General features: G+C 70.7%; 20 protein-coding genes. 16 read left to right on the forward strand and 4 right to left on the reverse strand.

Going from position 1 to position 25120, the window contains the following annotated elements:
* Positions 1-62: 62 nt before the first annotated feature.
* Positions 63-1379 (reverse strand): glycosyltransferase family 2 protein, encoded by a 1317-nt coding sequence (locus ACTWNK_RS20060; RefSeq protein ID WP_474305897.1) that lies wholly within the window; start codon positions 1377-1379, stop codon positions 63-65.
* Positions 1380-1857: 478 nt separating this feature from the next.
* On the opposite strand from ACTWNK_RS20060, the gene ACTWNK_RS20065 reads away from it, so the two are divergent.
* The 10 genes from ACTWNK_RS20065 to ACTWNK_RS20110 all read left to right on the forward strand — a co-directional run bounded on the left by ACTWNK_RS20065 (position 1858) and on the right by ACTWNK_RS20110 (position 15237).
* Positions 1858-2910, forward strand: coding sequence for an FAD-dependent oxidoreductase (locus tag ACTWNK_RS20065; RefSeq protein WP_474305898.1), 1053 nt, complete (start codon positions 1858-1860; stop codon positions 2908-2910).
* Positions 2911-3009: 99 nt separating this feature from the next.
* Positions 3010-4872 carry a S9 family peptidase gene (locus tag ACTWNK_RS20070; protein ID WP_474305899.1) on the forward strand — a complete coding sequence of 621 codons (1863 nt, stop codon included), beginning with the start codon at positions 3010-3012 and terminating at the stop codon, positions 4870-4872.
* On the forward strand, positions 4836-6146 hold the full coding sequence (locus ACTWNK_RS20075; RefSeq protein ID WP_474305900.1) for a serine hydrolase domain-containing protein: 1311 nt from the start codon (positions 4836-4838) through the stop codon (positions 6144-6146). The genes ACTWNK_RS20070 and ACTWNK_RS20075 overlap by 37 nt, the downstream gene beginning before the upstream one ends.
* Before the next feature lie 9 nt (positions 6147-6155).
* Positions 6156-7493, forward strand: a complete 1338-nt coding sequence (locus ACTWNK_RS20080) for a serine hydrolase domain-containing protein (RefSeq protein ID WP_474305901.1) — start codon at positions 6156-6158, stop codon at positions 7491-7493.
* Positions 7486-8334 (forward strand): serine hydrolase, encoded by an 849-nt coding sequence (locus tag ACTWNK_RS20085; protein ID WP_474305902.1) that lies wholly within the window; start codon positions 7486-7488, stop codon positions 8332-8334. The genes ACTWNK_RS20080 and ACTWNK_RS20085 overlap by 8 nt, the downstream gene beginning before the upstream one ends.
* A 29-nt stretch (positions 8335-8363) precedes the next feature.
* Positions 8364-9992 (forward strand): PucR family transcriptional regulator, encoded by a 1629-nt coding sequence (locus ACTWNK_RS20090; protein WP_474305903.1) that lies wholly within the window; start codon positions 8364-8366, stop codon positions 9990-9992.
* A 187-nt stretch (positions 9993-10179) separates the two neighbouring features.
* The gene (locus tag ACTWNK_RS20095; protein WP_474305904.1) at positions 10180-11778 is read left to right on the forward strand and encodes an ABC transporter substrate-binding protein; all 1599 of its coding nucleotides are present in this window, start codon (positions 10180-10182) and stop codon (positions 11776-11778) included.
* 2 nt (positions 11779-11780) lie between these two features.
* On the forward strand, positions 11781-12713 hold the full coding sequence (locus ACTWNK_RS20100) for an ABC transporter permease (RefSeq protein WP_474305905.1): 933 nt from the start codon (positions 11781-11783) through the stop codon (positions 12711-12713).
* Positions 12713-14542: a dipeptide/oligopeptide/nickel ABC transporter permease/ATP-binding protein gene (locus tag ACTWNK_RS20105; RefSeq protein ID WP_474305906.1), complete on the forward strand. Its 1830-nt coding sequence runs from the start codon at positions 12713-12715 to the stop codon at positions 14540-14542. The genes ACTWNK_RS20100 and ACTWNK_RS20105 overlap by 1 nt, the downstream gene beginning before the upstream one ends.
* A complete protein-coding gene (locus ACTWNK_RS20110; protein ID WP_474305907.1) occupies positions 14539-15237 on the forward strand; it encodes an ABC transporter ATP-binding protein in 699 nt (232 codons plus the stop codon). Before ACTWNK_RS20105 ends, ACTWNK_RS20110 begins: the two co-directional genes overlap by 4 nt.
* Positions 15238-15305: 68 nt before the next feature.
* Here ACTWNK_RS20110 and menC read toward each other — a convergent pair whose 3' ends face one another.
* Together menC and ACTWNK_RS20120 are read right to left on the reverse strand one after the other, a co-directional pair.
* Entirely contained in the window at positions 15306-16406 is a 1101-nt protein-coding gene (gene menC / locus ACTWNK_RS20115) for an o-succinylbenzoate synthase (protein WP_474305908.1), read from the reverse strand.
* Positions 16403-17170: a GNAT family N-acetyltransferase gene (locus ACTWNK_RS20120; RefSeq protein ID WP_474305909.1), complete on the reverse strand. Its 768-nt coding sequence runs from the start codon at positions 17168-17170 to the stop codon at positions 16403-16405. The genes menC and ACTWNK_RS20120 overlap by 4 nt, the downstream gene beginning before the upstream one ends.
* A 235-nt stretch (positions 17171-17405) precedes the next feature.
* On the opposite strand from ACTWNK_RS20120, the gene ACTWNK_RS20125 reads away from it, so the two are divergent.
* From ACTWNK_RS20125 to ACTWNK_RS20150, 6 genes are read left to right on the forward strand one after another with little or no spacing between them, the layout of a single operon-like run.
* Complete coding sequence (locus ACTWNK_RS20125; RefSeq protein WP_474305910.1) at positions 17406-19220, forward strand: ABC transporter substrate-binding protein; 1815 nt, start codon at positions 17406-17408, stop codon at positions 19218-19220.
* Positions 19221-19223: 3 nt separating this feature from the next.
* Positions 19224-20228 carry an ABC transporter permease gene (locus ACTWNK_RS20130; protein WP_474305911.1) on the forward strand — a complete coding sequence of 335 codons (1005 nt, stop codon included), beginning with the start codon at positions 19224-19226 and terminating at the stop codon, positions 20226-20228.
* Positions 20228-21121, forward strand: a complete 894-nt coding sequence (locus ACTWNK_RS20135) for an ABC transporter permease (protein ID WP_474305912.1) — start codon at positions 20228-20230, stop codon at positions 21119-21121. Before ACTWNK_RS20130 ends, ACTWNK_RS20135 begins: the two co-directional genes overlap by 1 nt.
* A 2-nt stretch (positions 21122-21123) precedes the next feature.
* A complete protein-coding gene (locus tag ACTWNK_RS20140; protein WP_474305913.1) occupies positions 21124-22113 on the forward strand; it encodes an ABC transporter ATP-binding protein in 990 nt (329 codons plus the stop codon).
* Positions 22110-23120, forward strand: a complete 1011-nt coding sequence (locus ACTWNK_RS20145) for an ABC transporter ATP-binding protein (RefSeq protein WP_474305914.1) — start codon at positions 22110-22112, stop codon at positions 23118-23120. The genes ACTWNK_RS20140 and ACTWNK_RS20145 overlap by 4 nt, the downstream gene beginning before the upstream one ends.
* The gene (locus tag ACTWNK_RS20150) at positions 23117-23983 is read left to right on the forward strand and encodes a GNAT family N-acetyltransferase (RefSeq protein WP_474305915.1); all 867 of its coding nucleotides are present in this window, start codon (positions 23117-23119) and stop codon (positions 23981-23983) included. The genes ACTWNK_RS20145 and ACTWNK_RS20150 overlap by 4 nt, the downstream gene beginning before the upstream one ends.
* 20 nt (positions 23984-24003) lie before the next feature.
* Here ACTWNK_RS20150 and ACTWNK_RS20155 read toward each other — a convergent pair whose 3' ends face one another.
* Positions 24004-25104 (reverse strand): exo-beta-N-acetylmuramidase NamZ family protein, encoded by a 1101-nt coding sequence (locus ACTWNK_RS20155; protein WP_474305916.1) that lies wholly within the window; start codon positions 25102-25104, stop codon positions 24004-24006.
* Positions 25105-25120: the final 16 nt, after the last annotated feature.

The following is a 25120-nucleotide window of genomic DNA, read 5'->3' on the forward strand; positions in this document are numbered from 1 at the left end:
CACGACGACGGCGAGCAGGAGCAACGTGCTGATGGCCAGGGCCTCTGGCCATCGCAGCCGGTTCATCGGGCGAACCTCCACAGGTCACGGACGAGCGGCAGGGCGATGTAGGTGCTGGCCGCGGCGAAGGCGGTCAGCGCCCAGTAGTGGTGCCAGCCGTACACGGGGGCCTTGAGCGCGATGCCGATCCACACGGCGGCGGTGGTCGAGGCCAGCCAGGCGACGGCGATCCTGCTGATCAGCGAGACGAGCCCGGATCTGGTCGCGCCCGCGCCGCTCGGCACCCAGGCCGACACGTGGGCCCTGGACCCGTGCCAGATGGCGAACAGATGGCAGTAGGCGTAGAGCGTCTGGGCCCTGATCACCTCGAAGCGCCAGCGGCTGACCGACATGGCGGGCAGCAGCACCAGCGCCACCCACAGCGGCCCGACGAACGGGATCATGTGCCAGGCCCGCACGTCCTGCGGGTAGAAGTAGAGCATGATCAGCCCCGGCAGCGGCACGGCGGCGATGTTGAGCGCGGAGACGAAGTAGCTGAGGAACCCGCTCCAGTACGACACGCGCACGCGCCAGGCCATCGGCGTGCGGTGGAAGTCGCGGCTGAACAGCAGGCTCATGCAGCCCATCGCCCAGCGGTACTGCTGGGCGATGTAGGTGCCGACGTTGTCCGGCGAAAGCCCCTTGGCCAGCAGGACGGGCACGTACTTGGTGCGGTAGCCCTGCTTCATCAGCGCGACGCTGGTGTAGATGTCCTCGCTGTGGTCGATCTTGGGGAAGCCGCCGACCGCGTCCAGCGTGGCGCGGCGGTACACGACGTTGGTGCCGACGCAGATCGCACCGCCGTCGGCGTCGCGCGAGGGCTGCAGCCAGCGGTAGAACATCTCCTGGGCCGCGCCCGCCGTGCGCTGGATCCAGGGCAGGTCGGCGCCGGTGTCGAAGTACTGCGGCGACTGGGCGATGCCGACCTGGGGGTCCTCCAGGTAGGGCACGAGGTGCTCAAGGAAGTCGGGCCTGGGGCAGAAGTCGGCGTCGAACACCGCGACGAGTTCGGCGTCGCTGATGGACAGGCCGTGGTTGAGGTTGCCCGCCTTCTTCAGGTGGCCCCGGTCCGGGCGTGAGCTGTAGCGGAAGCCGTACTCGCCGGCGAGGTCGGCGACCTCCTCGCGGGCGGCGTCGTCGAGCACCCAGACGATGACGGGAGCGTTCCACCTGAGGGCGGCCACATGGGTGAAGGTGTTGCGCAGGATCTCCAGAGGCTCACCTCTGGTCGGCAGGAAGACGTCCACGTCGGGCGCTTTCTCCGGCCGCCAGGAACGCACCAGCAGTTGGTGCGCCTCCCAAGTCGTGGCCCGTTGCCGTTGTCCGTCGATATATGACATGACCCAACCGGCCAGGTTCAGTACGAGCGCCAGCAGAAAGGGCAGCAGAACGGGATGGCGTAAAGAGAACAGAAACAGAGTGCCTGCGGTGAATGTCAGCGACAAGGGAACGGCGAGCAACACCCAGCGGTGTTGCGCACCGAAATAGAGTGATATTTCGGTGTCGTCGGGCGGCTCCGGAAGGTACGTCTGGAGCTGCTCCTGCGGCGGTCTTGACCGTGGTCTGGTGAGTGTGGCAGGCATGCCGGGAACCCCGATTCTCAGCAGCGAACAGGATAACTGTTAAGAAACTTATCCAATGCCATCCCCGGCCGTGCGGGCGGGTGGGCGAATAATGGGTTAACAGAATCGAGTTCGGCCCTGCGAAATGCCCCGTCGCCATTCCGTGAAGTGTTGAGTGTCCGGTTTTTGGGCCCCCCTTCCTGTGGTGGGAATCACATTCCGGAATGCGGACACGTGCGCCTCGGTTGCATCGTCTGTGGACGAGGTCGACGTCGTGGTCATCGGGGCGGGACAGGCGGGGCTGTCCAGCGCCTACTTCCTGCGCAGGTTCGGTCATGAGCCGCTGGTGCTGGACGCCGGTGCGGGGCCGGGAGGGGCGTGGCGGCATCGGTCGCCGAGCCTGACGATGGACAAGGTGCACGGTGTGTTCGACCTGCCGGGGGTCAGGCGGCGGGCCGAGCCCGACCTCGCCGGGGCCGCCGCGCTCGTCGTCCCGGCCTACTTCGCCGCCTACGAGGCCGAGATCGGGCTGCGGGTGGAGCGGCCGGTCGCGGTCCGGGCGGTGCGCAGGGGCGAGGGCAGGCTGGTGGTCGACGAGCGGTGGGCGGCGCGTGCCGTGGTCAACGCCACCGGCACCTGGAGCAGGCCGTACTGGCCCTACTATCCGGGGGCGCGTGACTTCGGGGGGCGGCAGCTGCACTACGCCTCCTACCGGGGGCCGCGGGAGTTCGCGGGCAGGCGGGTGGTCGTGGTCGGCGGCGGGGCGTCGGCGGCGCACGTGCTGGCCGAGGTCGCGGGCGTGGCCGCCGACACCCTGTGGACGACCAGGCGCGAGCCGGTGCTGCGCGAGGAGGAGTTCGACGAACAGGCGCGCAGACAGGCCGTCGCCCGGGTCGAGGAACGGGTGCGTCTCGGGCTGCCGCCGCAGAGCGTGGTCGGCGTGACCGGGCTCGGCGTCCGCACGCCGCTCGTCAGACGTGCGCTGGAGCTCGGCGCGCTGCGCAGGCTGCCGATGTTCGAGCGCATCACGCCCGGGGGGCCGGTGTGGGCCGACGGCACCACGCGCGAGGCCGACGTCATCGTGTGGGCGACCGGGTTCCGCTCGGCCCTCGACCACCTGACGCCGCTGCGCCTGCGCGAGCCCGGCGGCGGCATCCGCGTCGACGGCACCGCGGTCGCGGCCGAACCCCGCCTGCGCCTCGTCGGCTACGGGCCGTCGGCCAGCACGATCGGCGCCAACCGGGCGGGCCGCGACGCGGCACTCGGCGTCACCCGCCTCCTGGCGGCCGAGGACGCCACCACCGCCTGAGCCTCCGTCGCCCCCCTTTGGTCACACGGACAACCGGACCCCGGTGTGTTCGTCGTCACGTCCGAAGAAGAGCGGTGAGAAGCCGCCTACGGTTCGGGCATGGCCCGCCTTGACCTGGACGACCTCTATCGTCTCGCCACCCCTTCCGATCCTCGGTTGCGCCCCGACGGAGGCGCCGTCGCCTATGTGCGCACGACGGCCGACAGAGAATCCGACGAGAACCGGTCCGAGATCTGGCTCGCCGCGGCGCCCGCGGCGCAGCCCAGGCGGCTGACGGGTGGCCGGCGCGACTCCTCCCCGCGCTGGTCACCCGACGGCCGTCAGCTGGCCTTCGTCCGGCCGGTCGACGGCAAGGCGCAGGTGCACGTGCTGCCCATGGACGGCGGCGAGCCCCGTGTGCTGACCTCCGCCGCGCTCGGCGCCGGCACGCCGGTGTGGTCGCCCGACGGCACCAGGATCGCCTTCGCCGCGCCGGTCGGGGACCTCGACCCGCACCGCCCTGTCGTCGCCGACACGCTGGAGTACAAGGCCGACGGCACCGGCCTGCTGCGTGGCCTCACCGTCCACCTGTTCGTCACCGACGTGGCCACCGGCGAGAGCACCCAGCTCACCAAGGGCGAGTACCACGTGAGCGAGCCCTCCTGGTCGGCCGACGGGCGCGAACTGCTCTTCACCACCAACACCGACCCGGACCGCGACCTCAAGGTCGGCGGCTCGGCCTACAGCGTCGACGCGGGCGGCGGCGAGCCCAGACGCCTGACCGACGACGAGGTGATCTGCGCCGGAGCCTGGTGGTACGGCGAGCGCCTGATCCTGGCCGGCCTCTCGGGCGACCCCGTCGGCCACGTCCGCCTGTTCGAGCTCGGCCCCGGCGGCCTGAGCGAGATCGAGACCGGCCTGGACCGCAATGTGATGGTCGGCGCGCCCGGCTACCCCGGCGCCGTCCCCGTGCTCGACGGCTCCGACCTGCTGTTCTGCGCACGCGACGGCGGATTCACCCATCTGTACCGGCTGGCCGAGGGCTCGGCGCGTGCGGTCAAGGTGGTCGGCGGCGACCTCAACGTCTCCGGCGTCAGCATCGCCGCAGGCCACATCGCCTATGTCGCCGCGTCCCCGCACTCGGCGGGCGAGGTGTACCTGGACGACGAGGCCCTGACCGACCACCGGCTCGACGGCGTCGAGCTGTTCACCGCCCGCAGCCAGATCTTCACCGCTCCCGACGGCACCCCGATCGAGGGCTTCGTCCTGCGCGACGAATCGCGCACCGAGCCGGGCCCGCTGCTGCTGGACGCGCACGGCGGACCGCACAACGCCTGGACACCGGTGTTCGACGGCGTGCACCTCTACCACCAGGTGCTGGCCGCGCGCGGCTGGACGGTGCTCACCGTCAACCCGAGGGCCAGCGACGGCTACGGCGAGGCCTTCTACACCGCCGCGCTCGGCGCCTGGGGCGTGGCCGACACCGGCGACTTCCTCAGCCCGATCGACACGCTGGTGGCCGAAGGCGTGGCCGACCCCGACCGGCTCGGCCTGACCGGCTACAGCTACGGCGGCTACGTCTCGTGCTGGCTGCCCACGCAGACCGACCGGTTCAAGGCCGCGATCCCCGGCGGCTGCGTCAGCGACCTGACCAGCATGGGCGGCACCTCCGACGCGGGGTACTACCTGAAGATGTACGAGTGCGGCGGGCAGGACATCGCCGCCCAGTCGCCGCTCACCCACGTCGCCGAGGTCAGCACACCCACCCTGCTGCTGCACGGCGAGAACGACGACAGATGCCCGGTCGGCCAGGCCGAGCAGTGGTTCGCCGCACTCCGCGAGCGCGGGGTGCCCGCACGCCTGGTCCGCTATCCCGGCGGATCCCACCTTTTCATTTTGAACGGCCGACCTTCGCACAGGTTCGACTACAACGAGAGGATCATCGCGTGGCTGGAGCAATGGGTCACAGGCTCGCCGAGCTGATCGCCGCATACGAGGTGCCGGGAGCGGCCCTCGCGTACTACCACGACGGCGAGCTGCACGAGTTCGCCGCCGGCGTGCTCAACAAGGGCACCGGTGTGGAGGTGACCACCGACTCCCTCTTCCAGATCGGCTCGGTCACCAAGGTCTGGACCACCACGCAGATCATGCAGCTCGTGGAGGAGGGCCGCCTCACGCTGGAGACCCCGGTCAAGGAGGTGCTGCCCGAGTTCGAGGTGGCCGACGCGGAGCTGACGGAGCAGGTGACGATCTGGCACCTGCTCACCCACACCTCCGGCATCGACGGCGACCTCTTCCTCGACACCGGGCGCGGCGACGACTGCATCGAGAAGTACGTCGCCGCCTGTGCCGACCTGGCCAAGAACCACCCGCTCGGCGCCACCCAGTCCTACTGCAACTCCGGTTTCATCGTCGCCGGGCGCGTCATCGAGCGGCTGACCGGCAAGACGTGGGACCAGGCGCTGCGCGAGCAGATCATCGAGCCGCTCGGCCTGACCCACACCTGGACGCTGCCCGAGGACGTCATCCGCTTCCGTGCCGCCACCGGCCACGACGACGGCGCCCCCGTCACGACGTGGAGCCTCATGCGCTCGTGCGGCCCGGCCGGGCTGATCAGCGCCAGGCCCGCCGACGTGGTCGCCTTCGGCCGCGCCCATCTGGAGGGCAGGCTGCTGAAGAACCCCGAGGCGCTGTGGCAGCCGCAGGTCGCCATCCCCAACCCGCACGCGCTCGGCGGCCACTGGGGCATCGGCTGGATCCTGGACGAGTGGGAGGGCCGCACGGTCGTCAACCACGGCGGCAACACCATCGGCCAGTCGGCCATGCTGTGGATGCTTCCCGACTCGGGCACGGTCGTGTGCGCGCTGGTCAACGGCGGGCACAGCGGCGCCTTCTTCTCGGCCCTGGCGACCGAGCTGTTCGCCGAGCTGGAGAACCTCGCCGTCACCCCGACGCTCGGCCCGCCCGACGAGCCGGTCGAGGTCGACGTGCGACCGTACGCGGGCGTGTACGAGCGTGCGGGCTCGCGGATGACCTTCACCGAGGACGACGGCGTGCTCAGCGTGCTGATGGAGGCGACGGGCGCGCTCGCCGCCGCGATGAAGCCGATGAGCTTCGAGCTGATCCCGGTGGACGACTCCACCTTCGTCGGCCGCCCCGAAGGCTCGCCCGCGTGGCTTTCGGCCGTCTTCTACCGGCTCGACGACGGCTCCCCCTACGTCCACATCGGCGTGCGCGCCACCCCCAAGATCGCCTGAGGAGTGACGATGGAACTGCAGAAGCGTCTGGACGAGGCCCTCGCCAAGCACAACGTGCCCGGCGCCGCCATCGCCGTGTGGACCGGCACCGAGCTGCTGGAGGCGGGCTCGGGCGTGGTCAACCGCGAGAGCGGCGTCGAGACCACCCCCGACAGCCTGTTCCAGGTCGGCTCCACGACCAAGATCTGGACCGCCACGCTCATCATGCGCCTGGTCGACGAGGGGCTGATCGACCTCGACGAGCCGGTGCGCACCTACCTGCCCGACTTCGCGGTCGCCGACGAGCAGACCAGTCGTACCGTGACGATCCGCAACCTGCTCACCCACACCGGCGGCTTCGACGGCGACCTGTTCGAGGACACCGGCAGGGGCGACGACTGCGTCGAGCTGTATGTGAGGTTCCTGCACGACGCCGCCCAGGTGCACGACGTCGGTGAGCTGATGTCGTACTGCAACTCCGGCTATGTCGTGCTCGGCGCGGTCGCGGCCAAGGTGCACGGCGGCACGTGGGAGCAGGCCATGAAGGAGCGGCTGCTCGACCCGCTCGGCGTCACGCACGTGGGCCTGCTGCCGGAGGAGGCCATCCTGTTCCGCACGGCGGCCGGGCATCTCGGCCCGGACAACGTGCTCAACCGCAACTGGCAGATGCCGCGCTCCAACGCGCCCGCCGGTTCGACCATGTGCCTGGCCCCGCGCGAGCTGGTGCGGTTCGGCCGTATGTTCCTCGACGGCGGCGTCACCGCCGACGGCACCAGGCTGCTGAAGGCCGAGACCGTCCAGGCCATGACCACCCCGCAGGTCGACGTGCCCGGCGTGCGCGACCTGCTGGCCGACCAGTGGGGGCTCGGCTTCGAGCTGTTCGACTGGGGCGGCCAGGTCTACGGCCACGACGGCGGCACGGTGGGGCAGAGCACGTTCTGGCGCATCCTGCCGGGTGCGGGCGCCTCGATCGCCATCAGCGTCAACGGCGGCGACTTCCTCGGTGTGATCCAGGACCTGGTGCTGCCGATCATCGGCGAGCTGACCGACCTGGACATCCCCACCCTGCCGACCCCGCCCGAGCACCCCGAGGACGTCGACCCCGCGCCGTACACGGGGGCCTACGCCGCCGTGACCGCGCGCTACGAGGTGACGGCGGCCGACGGCGGTCTGGACGTCACGCTGGTGCCTGGCGAGTTCATGCGGCAGGCGGGCGTCAGCGGCAAGACCGACAGGTACCTCCACCTGAGCGGGCACTCCTTCATCCAGGCCGAGCCCGAGGGCGGCGGCCATGCGGTGATCACCTTCGTGCTCAAGGACGGCGTGGCCGCCTACCTGCACAACAGCAGGGCGGTGCGGCGTGCGTGAGCTGTTCGAGGCCGCGGGCGCCGAGGGGTTCGTGCACGTCAGGGAGATCGACGGCGACGGCGAGGTGAGCCACAACGGGGACGACCCGGTCGTGCTCGCCTCCGTGTTCAAGATCCCCGTCCTGCTGGAGTACGCCCGCCAGGCCGAGGCGGGCGTGCTGTCCAGGACCGAGCGGCTGCCCGTCACCCCGGCGCACCGCGACGGCGGCATCGGCACCTCCGGCTGCGACGACGCGATCGAGCTGTCCCTGCGCGACCTGGCCCACTTCATGATGTCGATGAGCGACAACGCCGCCACCGACGTGCTGATGGAGAAGGTGGGGGTGGACAACATCAACGCCACCCTCGCCGGGCTCGGCCTCAAGCACACCCGCCTGATCGGCGACTGCCGTACCCTCCTGGGCTCGGTGCTGTCCGATCTCGGGGTGAGCTCGGAGGAGGAGCTCGAAGGCGTCGACCCGGAGCGTTTCCGCGACCTGTCGTGCCGTGACCCGCTGCGGACCTCGGGCTCGACCCCGCGCGAGGTCACCTCGATGCTGGCCGCCATCTGGCGCGACGAGGCGGGACCCGCCGAGGCGTGCGCGGAGGTCAGGCAGGTCATGAGCCGTCAGATCTGGCCGCACCGGCTGTCGTCCGGCTTCGGCGACGAGGTGAAGATCTCGGCCAAGACCGGAACCCTGTTCGGGGTGCGCAACGAGGCGGGCGTCCTGGAGTACCCCGACGGCAGGCGTTACGCCGCCGCGGTCTTCGTGCGCACCGAGTCGCTGGGCATGCGCCAGCCCAAGGCGGACGCCGTCATCGGCGCGGCGGCCCGCAGGGCCATAGACGACCTGCGCGGCTGATGTCGCTGTTCACCCACTATCGTGAGGAGATGACGACTCGGCCTCGGGCCAGTCTCCGTCGGATCCTCGACGACCTGGGCAGCACTGTCCTCGACGTGGCCGCCTCGCCCGGCGGTCTGGATGCCGAGGTGACAGGCGTGCACATCTACGACCCCCTCGACGAGCTGCTGCTGCCCTCGGGCGGCCTGCTGCTCGGCGTGGGGGTCGACAGCGCCGAGCGCATCTGCGCCCTGCTGGAGGCGGCGCCCTCGGGCTCCGGCATCGTGATCAAGCAACCCGTCGCGGTCGACGAGCGGGTGCGGGCCAAGGTGCTGGAGACCGGGGTCGCCGTGCTCGGCCTGACCAGGGCCGCCTCCTGGTCGCAGGTGGCTGCGCTGCTGCGGTCCTTGCTGGCCGAAGGCGACCTCACCGAGCCGGGCGAGGCGCCGCCCGACGATCTGTTCTCGCTGGCCAACGCCCTGTGCGCGCTGCTCGACGCGCCGGTCACGATCGAGGACCGCTCCTCGCGCGTGCTGGCCTACTCCGGCCGCCAGGACGAGGCCGACCCCGGCCGGGTGGAGACCGTGCTCGGCCGCCAGGTGCCCGAGCGCTACCAGCGCATGCTGGACGAGCGGGGCTGGTTCAGGCAGCTGTACCAGAGCGCGGGCCCGGTTTTCATGGACATCCCGGACGGCCTGCCCCGGGTCGCCATGGCCGTCAGGTCGGGCGACGAGATCCTCGGCTCCATCTGGGCCGCCGTGCACGAGCCGCTCAGCGAGCAGCGCGAGCGTGCGCTGGCCGACGCGGCGAAGATCGTCGCCCTGCAGCTCCTGCGCCAGCGCGCCGGGGCCGACACCCGCAGACGGCTGCGCGCCGACCTGCTGTCGACCGTACTCGAGGGCGGCAGGGACGCCGCCGAGGCCGCCGGTCGCCTCGGCGTCGCCAGCGAACGCCTGTGCGTCCTGGCCGCCCAGCTCAGCACCGTCCCGTACGGCGAGCCCGGCCGGGGCGCGCGCGAGAGCGCCGAGGCCTATGCCGACTCCGCGCAGAACGAGTCGGACAGGCAGCGCTTCTGCGACGCGCTGTCGCTGCACGTCGGGGCCATCCATCCCAAGGCCGCGGCGGCGCTCGTCGGCTCGGTCGCCTACGCCGTGCTCCCGCTGCATGCCAGCGGCGAGGAGGAGGCCAGGGCGGTGCGGGTGGCGCAGAGCTTCCTGTCCAGGGTCGGGCCGCGCCATCCGGCCAACATCGGCGTGGGCAGGCTCGCGGCCAATCTGTCGGAGGTGGCCAGGTCCAGGGCCGACGCCGACAGGGCACTGCGCGTGCTGCGCTCACGCGGCGACGCGGGCGCGGTGGCGGGCTACAGCGACGTGCACTTCGAGTCGCTGCTGCTGCAACTGGGCGACCTGGCCTCGGCGGAGGAGCAGACGCCGAGCGGCCCCTACCTGCGGCTGATCCAGCACGACGCCGAGCACGGCACCGAACTCGTCGCCACGCTGCGCGCCTACCTCGACAGCTTCGGCGACGTCAACGCGGCGGCGTCGGCCGTGCACGTGCACTCCAACACCTTCCGCTACCGGCTGCGCAGGCTGGCGGAGATCAGCGGGCTCGAACTGGCCGACCCGGAGGCCAGGCTGGCCGCCATGTTGCAGATGCGTATCTTCGGCCGCGTGCACTGAGCCCGGTCGTCGCCGTCAGAGGCCTCTCCGGGGCGGGTGACACCGCCCGGGTGAGGCCTTTCGCATGCGGGCGGGGGGTCGTTGGGTCTTCCGCACCAACGCCTCGCACCCTTTTGTCGTAGTGGACGAAGAATCGGGCCAGGCCAAAAGGGAGGGTGGGGGCCACCCCCACCAGCCTGGAGTCCTCATGAACAGAACCACAACGGCGGCGGTCCTCGCCGCGACAGGACTGCTCGCCACCGCCTGCGGTGGCGGTTCGACCGGTTCGAGCGGGTCGGCGCAGGGTGGCGTCGCGGAGAACGCCACCTTCACAGCGGCGATCAACGCCGATCCCGGCGCGCTCGATCCGGCGCAGGCAGTGCTGTCGGTCACCAACAACGTCCTGACCTACGCCTACGACACCCTGGTCGCCTCCAAGGCCGACGGGACGATCATCCCGAGGGTCGCCGAGAAGTGGGACGTCAAGCCCGACTCGGTCACCTTCACCGTGCGACGCGACGTCACGTGCAACGACGGCTCCAAGGTGACGCCGTCCGACGTGGCCGCCAACTTCAACCACGTCGCGGACCCGGCCTCGAAGTCGCCGCTGTACGGGGTGTTCGTACCGGTGGGGCTCAAGGCCACGGCCGACGACGCGGCGGGCACGGTCACCCTGTCGACGCCCGAGCCGTTCGCCTTCATCCTGCAGAGCGCCCGTGACGTCTTCCTGGTGTGCGGCAAGGGGCTGAAGGACCGTTCCGTGCTGGCCAGGCAGACGTCCGGGTCGGGGCTGTTCCAGCTGTCGGAGGCCGTGCCCGGCGACCACTACACGCTGACCCGGCGCAAGGACTACCTGTGGGGGGCCGAGGGCGTCACCGACAAGACGCCTGGCCTGCCGGCCAAGGTCACATTGAAGATCGTGCCCAACGAGCAGACCGCGGCCAACCTGCTGCTGTCGGGCGGGCTGAACAGCGCCGTCATCATGGGCGCCGACCGGCCGCGCGTCGAGGCCGCTCCCGGGATGAACATCAACGTCACCGGCGCGGGCAACGGCCAGTTCTTCTACCACCAGGGCGATGACCGGCCCGCCAAGGACCCGGCCGTGCGCAAGGCGCTCACCCAGGCGGTCAATCTGAAGGAGCTGGCCGGCATCGCCACCGGCGGCACCGGCCGTCCCGTCACCAGCCTCGTCATGGAGCCGCGCCCCTGCCAGGGCGACAGCGTCACCGGCCACGTGCCCGCCTACGACGTCGCCTCGGCCACCGCCGCGCTGGACGCCGCAGGCTGGACGCTCGGCGCCGACGGCTTCCGGGCCAAGGACGGCAAGCGCTTCACGTTGCGCTACCTGTTCGTGACGACCAGGGGGCCGGGCATCCTGGCCGCTGCGGAGTACCTCGCGGCCGAGTGGAAGAAGATCGGCGTCGAGGTCAAGCTCAACGGCGTCATCGACACCAAGCTGCCCGAACTGCTCAATGTGACCGGCGACTGGGACGTCGTCTGGCTGCCGATCGGCGTCGCACTGCCCTCGCAGCTCACCGGCTTCCTGTCCGGTCCGGGAGCGCCCAAGGGCGCCAACTTCGCCCTCCTCGACAACAAGCGCTACAGCGAGCTGATCGCCAAGGCCGCGACGATCCCCGGCCCGGAGGGCTGCAAGCTCTGGGTGGAGTCGGAGTCGGCCCTGTTCGAGGCCGCCGACCTCGTGCCCGTCGCCGAGAACACCGCGATCGTCGCCGCCAAGGGCGCGAAGCTGCAGCTGCTGTCCGGCCTCGTGGTGCCCACCTCGATCCGGATGACGGAGGCGAGCTGACCTTGTTCCTGCTGCGCCGGCTGGCCAGGTTCGTCGCGGGGCTGGCCGCCCTGATGGTCGCCACCTTCGCGATGATCCACCTCATCCCCGGCGACCCTGTCAGGGCGGCGCTCGGCCCCACGGCCCCGCCCGAACTGGTCGCCGTGCGCAGGGCGGCGCTCGGTCTCGACGACCCGCTGCCGCTGCAGTTCCTGAACTACCTCAAGGGTGTGTTCACCGGGAACTTCGGCGTGTCCTTCCTCAACGGGGAGCCGGTGGGCGAGGTCATCGCCACCCGGCTGCCCAACACCCTCAGCCTGGCGCTCCTGGCCACGGCGCTCGCCCTGGTCGTGGCCGTGCCTCTCGGCATGTGGGCCGCGATCCGCACCGAGAACGGCCGCAACCGGGGCACCGAGACCGCGTTCGTCACGGGGACGGGCACCGCGGTCGCCGTTCCGGAGTTCCTGTACTCGATCATCCTGGTGGTGATCTTCGCCATCACGCTCGGCTGGTTCCCGCCCGCGGGCAAGGACGGGCCGCTGTCGTACGTGCTGCCCGTCCTCGCGCTGGCGATCGGGCCGATCGCGCTCATCGCCCGCCTGACCAGGGTCGAGACGATGCGCGAACTCGGCGCCGACTACGTGCGCCTGGCGCGGGCCAAGCGGCTGCCCGCCGTCCGGGTCAACCTGCGGCACGTGCTGCCCAACGCGCTCAACGCCACGCTGACCACGGGCGGACTGCTGCTCGGCGGGCTCATCGCGGGCAGTGTGCTGGTCGAGTTCGTCTTCAACTGGCCGGGACTCGGCCAGCGCATGACCGAGGCGATCACGCAGAAGGACTACCCGGTGGCCCAGGGCGTGATCCTCGTGTACGGCGCGATCGTGCTCGTCGTCAACCTGGCCGTCGACCTGCTGCTGGGCGTGCTCGACCCCAAGTCGACCATCAAGGAGAGCTGATGCGGACCCCCTCCGGGCTTGCCGGTCTCGCCATCGTCGTGGTCATGCTGGTGCTGGCCGTCGTCGTGCCGCCCATCTGGGGGGATCAGGCCACCGCGATGAACCCCTCGGCCATTCTGCAGGGCTCGTCGGCCGAGCATCTGTTCGGCACCGACAACCTGGGCCGCGACGTCATGGCCAGGGTGCTGGTGGCCACCAGGTTCTCGCTGATCCTGGCCTCGATCGCCACCCTCGTCGGCGCGTTCATCGGCGTGGTGCTCGGCACGCTGCCCTCGGTGCTGCCGCGCCGGGCCGGACGGCTCGTCACCGGCGCCGTCAACGCGCTGGTCGCCTTCCCCGGGCTGCTGCTGGCCATGTTCACGGCCGTCGTCGCCGGGCTCGGGGCGAGGGGGGCGGTGCTCGGCATCGGCGTGGCCATCGCGCCGGGATTCGCCAGGCTCACCCAGAACCTCGCCGCATCGGTCGCGGGCTCCGACTACGTGGCCGCCGCACGGCTCCTGCGGGTGCCCAAGTACAAGATCGTCACCAGGCACGTGCTGCCGAACATCGCCGAGCCGCTCATCCTCAACCTGACCACGATGATCGGCGGCTGCCTGCTCGGCCTGGCCGGGATGTCCTTCCTCGGCCTCGGCGTGCAGCCACCCGACTACGACTGGGGCAGGCTGCTGTTCGACGGCATCGGGCGCATCTATGTGGACCCGGCCGTGGCGATCGGCCCGGCGGTGATGGTGGCGCTGGCCGGCATCGGGTTCAACCTGGTGGGGGAGGCGCTGGCCAGGTCGGCCTCGCGCACCGCCGTACGGCCGGTCAAGGGTGAGCGGGTCGCGGCTCCGGTCGTGGACGCGGGCGACGCCGAGCCCGCCCGTGAGGGCGCCGTGCTGGAGGTGCGCGACATGAGCGTCACCTTCCCCGGCGGCATCACGCCCGTGCGTGACGTCTCGCTGACCGTGATGCCGGGCGAGATCGTCGGTGTGGTCGGCGAGTCGGGAAGCGGCAAGAGCCTGACCGCCTACGCCATCGGCGGGCTGGTGCCGTACCCGGGTGTGGTGGGCGGGCGGCCGATGCGGCTGTGCGGGCAGGAGGTCGACGCGTTGCCGCCGGCCGAGCGCAGGAAGGTGCTCGGCACCCGGATGGCCATGGTCTTCCAGGACCCGATGGCCTCGCTCAACCCGGCCCTCAAGGTCGGCGGCCAGTTGGCCGAGGTGGCGATCGTGCACCAGAAGGCCACCAAGCAGGAGGGCTGGCGCAGGGCCGTCGACCGGCTCGCGCACGTGCGCATCCCCGAACCCGGCAGGCGGGCCAAGCAGCATCCGCACGAGTTCTCCGGCGGTATGCGCCAGCGCGCGGTCATCGCGATGGGCCTCATGGGCAATCCCCAGCTGATCATCGCGGACGAGCCCACGACCGCGCTCGACGTCACCGTGCAGCGCCAGATCCTGGCCCTCCTGCGCGAGGTGAGCGACGAGAGCGGCGCGGGCGTGCTGTTCATCTCGCACGACATCGCCGTGGTGGGCGAGCTGTGCCATCGGATCGTGGTCATGTACGCGGGCCGTGTCGTGGAGGAACTGCCGGTCTCCGAGCTCACGAACGCGGCACATCCCTACACCAGGGCCCTGGTCGCCTCGCTGCCCGCCATGGACACCGACAGGTCGCTCCCGCTGGCCAGCATCCCCGGCCGTCAGCCCTCGCCCGCCGAGGTCGGCGCACTCGGCGACGGCTGCGCCTTCGCCCCGCGCTGCGCGCTGGCCACCCCCACGTGCTCGGCCCGGCGCCCCGAACTGTCCGAGTACGGCAAGCAGCACCGCGTGGCGTGCTGGGAGGCTTCATGATCATCGATTCGCTCAGCGTGCGATTCGGCGACTTCACCGCGGTCGACGACCTCACCCTGGAGATCGCGCCCGGCTCGATCGTCGGCCTGGTCGGCGAGTCCGGCTCCGGCAAGTCCACCGTGGCCAAGGCGGTGTGCGGCCTGGTCAAGGGCCAGAAGGGCTCGATCTCCGGTGTGGACCCGGCCAGGGTCCAGATGGTGTTCCAGGACCCCTACGCCTCGCTGAACCCCCGGATGACGGTCGGCGCCTCCATCGCCGAAGGGGTGCGGGCGGCCACCCGCCAGGCCAGGACGGCCGAGGTGGAGCGGCTGCTGGGCCTCGTCTCGCTGCCCGCCGCGGTGGCCGGGCGCTATCCCAGGGAGCTGTCGGGCGGCATGCGTCAGCGCATCGCCATCGCCAGGGCGCTGGGCGCCGATCCGCAGTTGCTCATCGCCGACGAGATCACCTCGGCGCTGGACGTGTCGGTGCAGGGCGCCGTGCTGAACCTGATCAGGTCGCTGCGCGAGACGCTCGGGCTGTCGATGCTGTTCATCTCGCACAATCTGGCCGTGGTCCGCTACGTGTCCGACGTCATCGCGGTGATGCACAAGGGGCGGCTGGTGGAGGTCGGCCTGGCGGAGAGCGTGGTGGGCGATCCGCAGCACGAGTACACGCGTTCGCTGCTGGAGGCGGTGCCAAGGCTGGGCGCCTCCTAGGCGCCGCGACCGGCGCAAGACGCGAAGGGCCGAGTCCGGCGTGGACTCGGCCCTTCGCGTCCGCGTCTCTACGACAGGGTGATCCACTCTTTGGACGTGGTCACCTCGTCCAGGATGGAGGCGATGGGGTCGACGCCGAGGCCGGGGCCCCGCGGCACGACGAGGTGGCCGTCGGACAGCTCGAACGGCTCGGTGATGTCGGTGGCGTAGTACCGGCGTGAGCCGGAGGTGTCGCCGGGCAGGGTGAAGCCGGGCAGGGCGGCCAGGGCGACGTTGGCGGCGCGGCCGAGCCCGGTCTCCAGCATGCCGCCGCACCACACGGCCACACCGTGCGCGCGGGCCAGGTCGTGGATGCGCTTGGCCTCCAGGTAGCCGCCGACGCGTCCGGGCTTGATGTTGATGATCTCGCACGAGCCGAGCGTGATCGCCGCCGCGGCGTGCGCGGCCGAGTCGATGGACTCGTCGAGGCAGATCGGCGTGCGCAGCTTGCGGGCCAGGGCGGCGTGCTGGACGAAGTCGTCGTTGGCCAGCGGCTGTTCGATGAGCAGCAGGTCGAAGTCGTCGAGCCTGGCCAGCTGGGGCGCGTCGACGAGCGTGTAGGCGGCGTTGGCGTCGACCTGCAGCAGGATGTCGCCGAAGCGCTCACGCACCGCGCGCACGGCGGCGACGTCCCAGCCGGGCTCGATCTTGAGCTTGATCCGCACGTACCCCTCGTCGAGGAAGCCCTCGACGACGTCGAGCAGTTCGGGGATGGAGTCCATGATGCCCACCGAGACGCCGCACGGCACGCGATCGGCCGCCGCGCCGAAGTAGGAGGCGAACGACTCGCCGGACGCCCTGAGCTGGGCGTCGAGCACGGCGGTCTCCAGGGCGGCCTTGGCCATCTTGTGCCCGGTGATCGGCTCCATGGCCCGGCCGGCCGACTCGGCGTCCACGTCGCCGGGCAGCAGCGGGATCAGGAACTTGCGGATCACCTCGGCCGCGCCGTCGACGTACTCGGCGGAGTAGCGCGGCTCCGACATGGCCACGCACTCGCCCCAGCCCTCCGACTCCGGCGTGACGACCCGGACCAGGAGGATGTCCCTGGCGGTCTCGGTGCCGAAGGAGGTGCGGAAGGGCGCGCGCAGCGGCATGGCGATGCGTCGCAGCTCGACGGCACTGATCTTCATTGTGTCTCCACCACGTAGTAGGTCTTCTCATGAAACCCTGTGACCCGCCCGCCACGCTCCAGGAGCCCGCCCAGCACGTCGCGTACGGCGTGTCGCCAGGCCATGGCGGCGGCGGGGTCGTGCCTGCGCAGTCCTTCGATGTCGGCGGGCAGGGCGACGAGCACGACGGGCGCGTCGGTCGCGCAGGTCACCGGCAGGCCGCCCGCGTCGGCGAGCCCGACGACGGCGTCGGCGGGCACGCGGGGCCGCCACTGCTCGCCCTTGACCGCGGCCTCGACGTGCGGGGCGGCGAGCTGCCAGGCCGCGAGCATGCGGTCGGACTCGTCACCGGCGTTGATGGAGTCGTCCATCGGCCCGTAGAAGCTCTGCAGGTAGGCCTCGGGCAGTGCGCCGAGCTTGGCCAGGTTGAAGTGCGCGTTGCGCCGTACCAGCGGGTCGTAGGTCCACGTGATGCGGTCGAGGCCGCGGCGCAGGGCCCAGGCGCGCTGGTGCAGTTTGAGGGCGAGGCCGACGCCCTGGCCGGGTTCGGTGCCCGTGACGTGGGAGTGCAGCGCCCTGCCGATCGGCGCGGCTAGGAAGCCGACGGAGGCGCCGACCAGCCGCTCGCCCTCGAACGCGCCTGCCACGTAGTTGCCTGCGTGCGCGAGGGCGCGTAGCAGTTCGACGGTCACCGGTCCGGTGCCGCCCTTCCAGATGCCGTCGAACAGGCGGTGCACGAGTTCGAGCTCGTCCACCCTCCCGATCTCGCGAAGATCTACGGACACTGACCAACCCTTCACGACGTCTTTACGGCTGACGTTAGTCAGGGCGACGGGGAGCTCGATTCGTCGACAAGCCCCAACTGGACCGGGGTTCTTCGTCGTGGCGGCCAACGGCGTGACGATGAAGGAAAGTTACAGGAGCCTCACAACTTGTGGAGATAATTGACGCACGCCTTGGTTGACCATAGGGTCCGGTCAAATCCCTGATTCGAATTTCCGGCCCCCACGGAGCGGTTTCATGAAACGACTGGCAGCCGTAGTCGCGTTGCTCGGCCTCGCCGCAGCCACGGCTTGCAGCAGCGCCGATCCCAGCAAGCCCGCCGCGGGCGGCGGTGGCGGCGGTGGTCTCTACACCACGGTCGACGGTCTCAAGCCCGGCCTCGACGTCAACGGGCCGATCAACCCTTGGAACCCCAAGGGCAACATGTTCCAGGGCTACAACGCCATGAAGCTCGGCTGGACCAAGAACCACCTCACCGACCCCAACCAGTTCTACCCGGGCATCGCGGCCACGTGGGAGATCGCACCCGACAACTCCGCGATCACGCTGCACCTGCAGCCGGACAACAAGTGGTCCGACGGCACGCCGGTCACCGCCGAGGACGTCAAGCTCTCCATCGCCCTGGCCTACACGCAGGGCAGCACCGCCTTCTCCATCACCCCGGGAGCGGCGGGCGCGGCCTCGGAGGTCGAGGTCGTCGACGACAAGACCGTCAAGATCACGCAGGACATGAAGAACCCCAGCGTGACCTTCGTCCGGGGCGTCATGGACAGCCTCGTCGTCCCGGCCCACATCTGGAAGGACGTCGTCCCGGCCGACTTCTGGGACAAGCTCAAGGCCGCGCGCGGCGAGGACGCCGCCGCCGAGACGGCGCGCGGCGAGATCACCGCACTGGCCGAGAAGGTGCTCGCCTTCGCCCCGGCCAAGGACGTCTCGGCCGGGCCGTTCGTACTGCAGCGGATGAACCCGGGCGAGGCCCTGCTGGTCAAGAACAAGAACTTCTACAACGCCGCCAAGGTCGGCCCCGACCAGGTGAAGCTGCTCAACTACACCGGCAACGAGCAGATCTGGAACTACCTGATCTCCGGCAAGCTCGACAACGCGCCGTTCACCGCGGTGCCCGCCGACGTCATGAAGCGCATCACCACGGCTCCCGGCAACGCCGTCGTCAAGGGCTTCTCGCCCGTCGCGCTCGGCCTGGCGTTCAACCAGACCAAGAAGCCCTACGACAACGTGCACGTGCGCAAGGGCCTGGCCTACCTGCTCAACCGCGAGGAGCTCACCAGGATCGCCTCGCCCGAGGGCGGCGTCGCCGCCGTCACCACCTCCGGCATCCACCAGAAGCCGGCGCAGGAATGGCTGGGCGCCGAGCTCGGCAAGCTTGAGCCCTACGCCAACGACCCGGCCAAGGCCGAGGAGGAGTTCAAGGCGGCCGGGCTGAAGAAGGAGGGCGGCAAGTGGCTGCTGCCCGACGGCACGCCGTGGAAGTTCTCCATCAACGTGCCCGCCCCCTTCTCCGACTGGGTCTCCGGCGCCAAGGCGCTGACCAGCCAGCTGAACGAGGCGGGCGTCGAGGCCGAGGTGCTCACCACCGCCGACTACCCCCTCTACCTGGAGGAGCTGGCCGCGGGCAAGTACGACGTCGGCTTCTGGCTCGTCGCACTCGGCCCCGCGCCGTACAACATCTTCCAGCGCCTGTACGGCCCGGCCAACGGCTGGGTGAACCTCGGCGGCAAGGTCAAGCACTCGGCGGCGGGCAAGGACGGCAACTGGATGGGCGGTCCCGAGACCATCGAGGTCGACGGGCAGAAGATCAACCCCGGTGAGCTCACCGCCAAGCTGAACTCGGCCCCCGAGGCCGAGCAGAAGGCGATCGTCGCCCAGCTCGCCAAGGCGGCCAACCAGGACCTGCCGATCATCCAGATGTGGGACTACGTCAACACGCAGTTCGTCAACACCTCTCGCTTCACCGGCTTCCCCGAGGCCGACAGCGACCTGCTGCGGCAGACGTCGGGCGTCTGGATCCAGCTCGGCATGCTCACGAAGAAGTAGTACATGACGGTCATCGCGCGGCGACTCGCGGGCCACCTGGCCCGCGGGTTCGTCATGATCCTCGTTGTCACCACGATCAGTTTCCTGATCATCAGGAACATCCCGGGTGACCCGATGCTGGCCAAGTACGAGAAGCTGGTCGAGCAGGGCATGTCGCCCGAGGCGGCCCAGCAGGCGGTCAACGCCCTGTACGGCTTCATGCCGGACGGCAGCATGTGGCAGCAGTACGTCGACTACATGTCGGGGCTGTTCCAGCTCGACCTCGGCCAGTCGCTGACCGTGCCCGGCGTCGGGGTGTCGACCGTGCTGTTCTCGGCGGCCAAGTGGACCGTTCTACCGGTGCTCGCCGGGACGCTGCTGAGCTTCCTCGTCGGCATCGTCATGGGCGTGTACGCGGCCATCAGGCGCGACGGCAGGCTCGGCGACGCACTGGCGATCTCCGGGTCGCTGCTGCACGGCGTGCCGCAGTACGTGCTGGCGCTGCTGCTGATGGCGATCTTCTCCACGCTGCTCGCGGTGCTCCCGCCGGGCGGCACGGCCGACATCATCGTCGAGCCGGGGTTCAACGCCGCCTACATCGGCTCGCTGATCGAGTACGCCACGCTGCCGGTCCTCACCTACGCGCTGGCCAGCTACGGCGGGTGGATCCTGGCGATGAAGTCGAGTGTGGTGACCGTGCTCGGCGACGACTTCATCCTGGCGGCCGAGCTGCGCGGGATGAAGCGGTCGATCGTCTTCCGCTACATCGCGCGCAACGCGATCCTGCCGCTGTTCACGATCCTGGCGCTCTCGCTCGGCATGCTGTTCGGCGGTGCGATCTTCATCGAGCGCATCTTCAACTATCCCGGGCTCGGGCTGATGCTGTTCAGCAGTGTGACCGAGCGCGACTACGCGCTGATGGGCGGGGCATTCCTGTTGCTCACCTTCGCCATCATCGTCGCCAACATCGTGGCCGACCTGTTCTACACGGTCATCGACCCCCGGGTGCGCGACGGAGCTGAGGCCTGATGAGCGCTGTGACGAGCAATCCCCGTTCGCTGCAGCGCCGCAGCTTCTGGCGTGGCGTCTGGCGCGTGATGCGGCGCAAGCCCGGCAGGATCGCCGGTGCGGTGATCCTGGCCGGATTCGCCTTCATGGCGATCTTCGGGCCGATGTTCTACCCCGACCGGCTGCCCCGCGATCCGGAGGCGCTCTACGCGCCGATGAGCTGGGCGCATCCCTTCGGCACCGACTTCGAGGGCACCGACGTGTTCGCGCTGCTGGTGACCGGGTCGACGTACGTGCTGCTCACCGCGGTCGTCACCGCGCTCATCACGGTGGTGCTCGGCACGGGCATCGGGCTGCTGTCGGGCTTCAAGCGCGGCCGGTGGGACACCGTGCTGATGCGGGTGACCGACATGAAGCTCACCATTCCCGGCCTGCCGCTGCTGCTGGTGCTCTCGACGGTGTGGAAGTTCGGCAGCGCGATCGAGATGGGCCTGGTGCTCGGGCTGCTCGGCTGGGGCGGTGTGGCCCGTGCGGTGCGCTCGCAGACGTTGTCGCTGCGCGAGCGCGGCTTCATCGAGGCGGCCAGGGGTCTCGGGCTGTCCACGACGCATATCGTCGGGCGCGAACTGCTGCCCAGCATGGCTCCCTACATCGCGATGAACATGCTCATCGCCGTCACCGGGGCCGTCTACGCGCAGGTCGGGCTGTTCTTCCTCGGCGTGCTGCCGTTCGAGGCCAGCAACTGGGGCGTGATGCTCAACCTGGCCGTGTTCGGCGGCGGCGCGATGTCGAGCCCGGCGGCGCTGCCGTACCTGATGGCGCCGCTGCTGGCGATCCTGCTGCTCACGCTGGGGATCGTGCTGGTCGTCGATGCGATGGACGAGATCTTCAATCCCCGGCTGCGAGAGGAGTGACCATGACGCCCGGTGTGCGGATCAACGATCTCACCGTCGTCTACAAGACCCAGGCGGGCGAGCTGCCCGCCGTACGCGGGGTCAGCCTCGACCTCGCGCCCGGCACCATCACCGGCGTGGTGGGCGAGTCCGGCTCGGGCAAGTCGACGCTCGCGCTGTCGCTGCTCAACGCGGTGCAGCCGCCCGGACGCATCAGCGCGGGCTCGGTGGTGATCGACGGACTCGGCGACGTGGTCGAGCTCAAGGGTGGCGACCTGCGCAAGGCCAGGGGGCGTCATGTCGGCTATGTCTTCCAGGCCGCGCAGAACTCCCTGAACCCCCTCAAGACGATCGGCAAGCAGCTGCTCGACCTGGGCCGCTCGCACGACGTCAAGGACCTGCGCGCCCTGGTCGCCGAGGCCAGGGCGCTGCTGGCCAGGATGGGCCTGGACGGCGCCCGTGTGCTCGACTCCCACCAGCACGAGCTGTCGGGCGGCATGCGCCAGCGGGTCGGCATCATGCTGGCCCTGGTGCTCAACGCGCACGTCGTCGTGCTCGACGAGCCCACGACCGCCCTCGACATGATCACCCAGGCCACCATCCTGAAGATCGTCAGAGAGGTGCACGAGGAGCGCGGCCTGACCACGCTGCTCATCACCCACGACATCGGCGTGGTCGCCGAGGTCGCCGAGAACCTCGCCGTCATGTACGGCGGGCGCATCGTCGAGCACGGCCCCACCCGCGAGGTGCTGGCCAGTCCGAGCCACCCGTACACACGCGGCCTGATCAGGGCCATCCCGCGCCTGGTCGGCGACATCGACGAGGCCCAGGCCCTGCCGGGCAGGCCGCCCACCCTGGCCACCGTGCCCCGGCAGGGCTGTGTGTTCAGGGAGCGCTGCGCCCTGCGCATGGACGTGTGCGAGAGCGAGGACCCGCCCGCGCTCGCGCACGGCGGCCGTACCGTCGCCTGTCATGCCGTCACGGCCCCCGTACTGGAGAAGGAGAGCGCGTGATCACGGGTCACGGCATCACGAAGACCTTCAGGCAGCGCGGCAACATGCTCAAGGGCCGCGAGGTCCAGGCGCTGCGCGGCGTCGACTTCGCCATCCCGGCCGGAGGGGCCGCCTCCTTCATCGGCGAGTCCGGCTGCGGCAAGACCACGCTCGGGCGCATCATCGCCGGGCTCGAACCCCACGACGGCGGCGAGATCGAGATCGGCGGGCAGCCGATGTCCGCGCTCAGGCCGAAGGAGCGCCAGCCGCACTTCCGCCGGATCCAGCTGATCCACCAGGACCCTTACTCGGCGCTCAACCCGACCAGGACCGTGCACCAGGCGTTGTACGCGCCGCTGACCCTGCGCGCCAGGCAGACGGGGCGCTCGCGGCAGTGGATGGACGAACGGGCGGCCGAGGTGCTGACGCTGGTCGGCCTCGACCCGGGCAGTGTGCTCGGGCGCTACCCGCACCAGCTGTCCGGCGGCATGCGCCAGCGCGTGGTCATCGCCAGGGCGCTCACCGTCGACCCCGACATGCTGGTCGCCGACGAGGCCACCTCGATGATCGACGTGTCGCTGCGGCTGGGCATCCTGGCCCTGCTGAAGGACCTGCGCGAGCGGCTCGGCGTCAGCGTGCTGTTCATCACGCACGACGTGGCCACCGCGCGCTACATCGGCACCGATGGCGAGCTCTACGTGCTGTACCGGGGCCAGGTCGTCGAGCGCGGCGCGGTCGAGACGGTGATCGCCGATCCGGTGCACCCGTACACGCAGGCGCTGCTGTCGGCCATTCCGGTGCTGCACGGCCTCGAGGTGCCGGGCGAGGAGCCCGTCGTGCCGACGGAGGCGCTGTCGGAGGCGCACGGCGAGCAGGGCTGCCTGTTCGCCAGGCGGTGCCCGTTCCGCACGGCCGAGTGCGAGAGCGAGCGGCCGGTGCTCGGCCATCTGGGCGGCTTCCCGCAGGAGCACGCCTGTCACCATCCGAAACCACGTCGTGTGGTGGCACGCCCGGCGGGGCGGGCATGAGCGCGCTCGGCGCGGTGCGGCCCGCGCTGGACTCGGAGCTGGGCGCGCTCGCCGAGCTCGCCTCGGCCGCGCTCACGCTGGACGAGCAGGCGGGCGAGCTGGTGACCAGGTTGTCGCGTCCGCCTGTGGGCCGGGAGTGGACGGTGCTGGTGACCGATGACCTGTCCGGGTTCGTGTTCGCCTCGCTGTCGGGGCGCGACGCCACGGTCGGGCACATCGACCTGCTGGCCGTGCGTCCCGGGGCGCGGGGACGGGGGAGCGGGCGTGCGCTGGTGCTGGCCGCCGAGGCGTGGCTGCGCGAACGCGGTGCGCGCGAGGCGAGGTTCGCCGGCAATCCGCCGTGCTACGCCTGGCCCGGCATCGACGTGCGCTACACCCCGGCCGCGTGTCTGGCCGAGCGGCTCGGCTACGAGCGGCTGAACGTCGCCTGGAACATGACGGCCGATCTGAGCGCGCCGCCCGCTCCCGGCTCCGGCCGGCTCGGCGAGGGCGTCACCGTGCACGCGGCCCCGCCGGGCGGGCGTGCGGAGGTCGTCGCGTTCGTCGAGGCGCACTGGAACGCGTTCTGGGCCTGGGAGGCGGCCGAGGCCACGGGCCTGCACTACGCCGAGCGCGAGGGGGAGATCCTCGGGTTCGCGGCGTGGGGGGCGCGTCCGGCCTGGTTCGGGCCCATGGGCACCGCGCCGGCCGCGCGCGGTCTCGGTGTGGGCGGTGCGCTGTTGCGCGCGTGCCTGGCCGAGATGCGCGAGGCGGGGCTGGCGAGCGCGCAGATCGGATGGGTGGGGCCGCTCGGCTTCTACTCCCGTGCGGTCGGCGCGCGTGCCGAGAGGGTGTTCTGGCTCTACCGCCGCGAACTGGGCTGATGGCGCCCCTCGCGCGGCGGCTACGTCCAGCCGTACAGCAGCGGTCCCTGCGGGGTCGTCGGGTCGCCGACCAGGTCGCGGGGGTCCTGGCCCGCGTCGAGGCGGGCGCGCAGGTCGCCGCCGCCCCAGAGCTTGTCGAGGAAGTCCGTCGTGGTGAACTCGCCCGGGTGCAGGGTGCGCATGACGTGCATCATGGACACGCCGGTCAGCACCGGCCTGAAGGCGTCGCGGTCCAGCACGTGCACCTGCACGCCGCTCACCATGACCCCCGCGTGCTTGCCGAACGTGGGGGTGAACCACGCCTCACGGAAACGCGCCCCCGGCAGGTCCATGGCGTTGAGCGCGGGGGCCAGGCGGCTGTCGAAGTACGGCGCGCCGACCAGTTCGAACGGGCGCGTCGTGCCTCGGCCCTCGCTGACGTCCGTGCCTTCCAGCAGGCAGGTGCCCGGGTAGAGCAGCGCGGTGTCGGGCGTGGGCATGTTCACCGACGGCAGCACCCACGGCAGGCCGCTGTCGGCATGCCACTGACCGCGCCGCCAGCCTTCGGCCTCGATCACCCGTACGTCGGCGTCCAGCTCACGTGCGGCCGACAGGGCGAGCTCGCCCGCGGTCAGGCCGTGCCTGACGGGGATGGGGAGCTTGCCGACGAAGCTGGTGAAGCCGGGCCGCAGCGGCGGGCCTTCGGCGACCTCGCCGCCGATCGGATTGGGCCGGTCCAGCACGACGAACGGCAGGCCGAGCCTGGCCGCCGAGGCCATCAAGTCGTACATCGTCCAGACATAGGTGTAAAAGCGGCTCCCGATGTCGAAGATGTCGAACATGAGGGTGTCCACGCCCGACGCGGCCACCGCCTCGTCGAGTTCGGGCCCGTCCTTCAGATAGGTGTCGACGACGCCGGGCTCCTGGCCGATCTCGGTGGAACCAGCCTGGGCCGCGCCCCGCAGGCCGTGCTCGGGTCCGAACAACGCGGTCACCGGCACTCCGGCCGCGCGCAACGCGTCCACGTTCGAGGTGAGGTCCGGCAGGACGCCGGTCGGGTTGGTGATCAGGCCGATCCGCTCGCCCTTGACCAGGTGGGGGTCGGTGACCAGCCGATGAATTCCGGTGCGCACGTGTGACATGGCGACCAATCTAGAA

Source organism: Nonomuraea sp. IBHARD001 (assembly GCF_056106265.1).

Excerpts from the sequence above, each read along its gene's own strand:
- menC (WP_474305908.1), bottom strand. The coding sequence starts at position 16,406 with ATGAAGATCAGTGCCGTCGAGCTGCGACGCATCGCCATGCCGCTGCGC.
- ACTWNK_RS20070 (WP_474305899.1), top strand. The coding sequence starts at position 3,010 with ATGGCCCGCCTTGACCTGGACGACCTCTATCGTCTCGCCACCCCTTCC.
- ACTWNK_RS20155 (WP_474305916.1), bottom strand. The coding sequence starts at position 25,104 with ATGTCACACGTGCGCACCGGAATTCATCGGCTGGTCACCGACCCCCAC.
- ACTWNK_RS20125 (WP_474305910.1), top strand. The coding sequence starts at position 17,406 with ATGAAACGACTGGCAGCCGTAGTCGCGTTGCTCGGCCTCGCCGCAGCC.
- ACTWNK_RS20135 (WP_474305912.1), top strand. The coding sequence starts at position 20,228 with ATGAGCGCTGTGACGAGCAATCCCCGTTCGCTGCAGCGCCGCAGCTTC.
- ACTWNK_RS20150 (WP_474305915.1), top strand. The coding sequence starts at position 23,117 with ATGAGCGCGCTCGGCGCGGTGCGGCCCGCGCTGGACTCGGAGCTGGGC.
- ACTWNK_RS20110 (WP_474305907.1), top strand. The coding sequence starts at position 14,539 with ATGATCATCGATTCGCTCAGCGTGCGATTCGGCGACTTCACCGCGGTC.
- ACTWNK_RS20105 (WP_474305906.1), top strand. The coding sequence starts at position 12,713 with ATGCGGACCCCCTCCGGGCTTGCCGGTCTCGCCATCGTCGTGGTCATG.
- ACTWNK_RS20090 (WP_474305903.1), top strand. The coding sequence starts at position 8,364 with ATGACGACTCGGCCTCGGGCCAGTCTCCGTCGGATCCTCGACGACCTG.
- ACTWNK_RS20140 (WP_474305913.1), top strand. The coding sequence starts at position 21,124 with ATGACGCCCGGTGTGCGGATCAACGATCTCACCGTCGTCTACAAGACC.
- ACTWNK_RS20095 (WP_474305904.1), top strand. The coding sequence starts at position 10,180 with ATGAACAGAACCACAACGGCGGCGGTCCTCGCCGCGACAGGACTGCTC.
- ACTWNK_RS20080 (WP_474305901.1), top strand. The coding sequence starts at position 6,156 with ATGGAACTGCAGAAGCGTCTGGACGAGGCCCTCGCCAAGCACAACGTG.
- ACTWNK_RS20060 (WP_474305897.1), bottom strand. The coding sequence starts at position 1,379 with ATGTCATATATCGACGGACAACGGCAACGGGCCACGACTTGGGAGGCG.
- ACTWNK_RS20130 (WP_474305911.1), top strand. The coding sequence starts at position 19,224 with ATGACGGTCATCGCGCGGCGACTCGCGGGCCACCTGGCCCGCGGGTTC.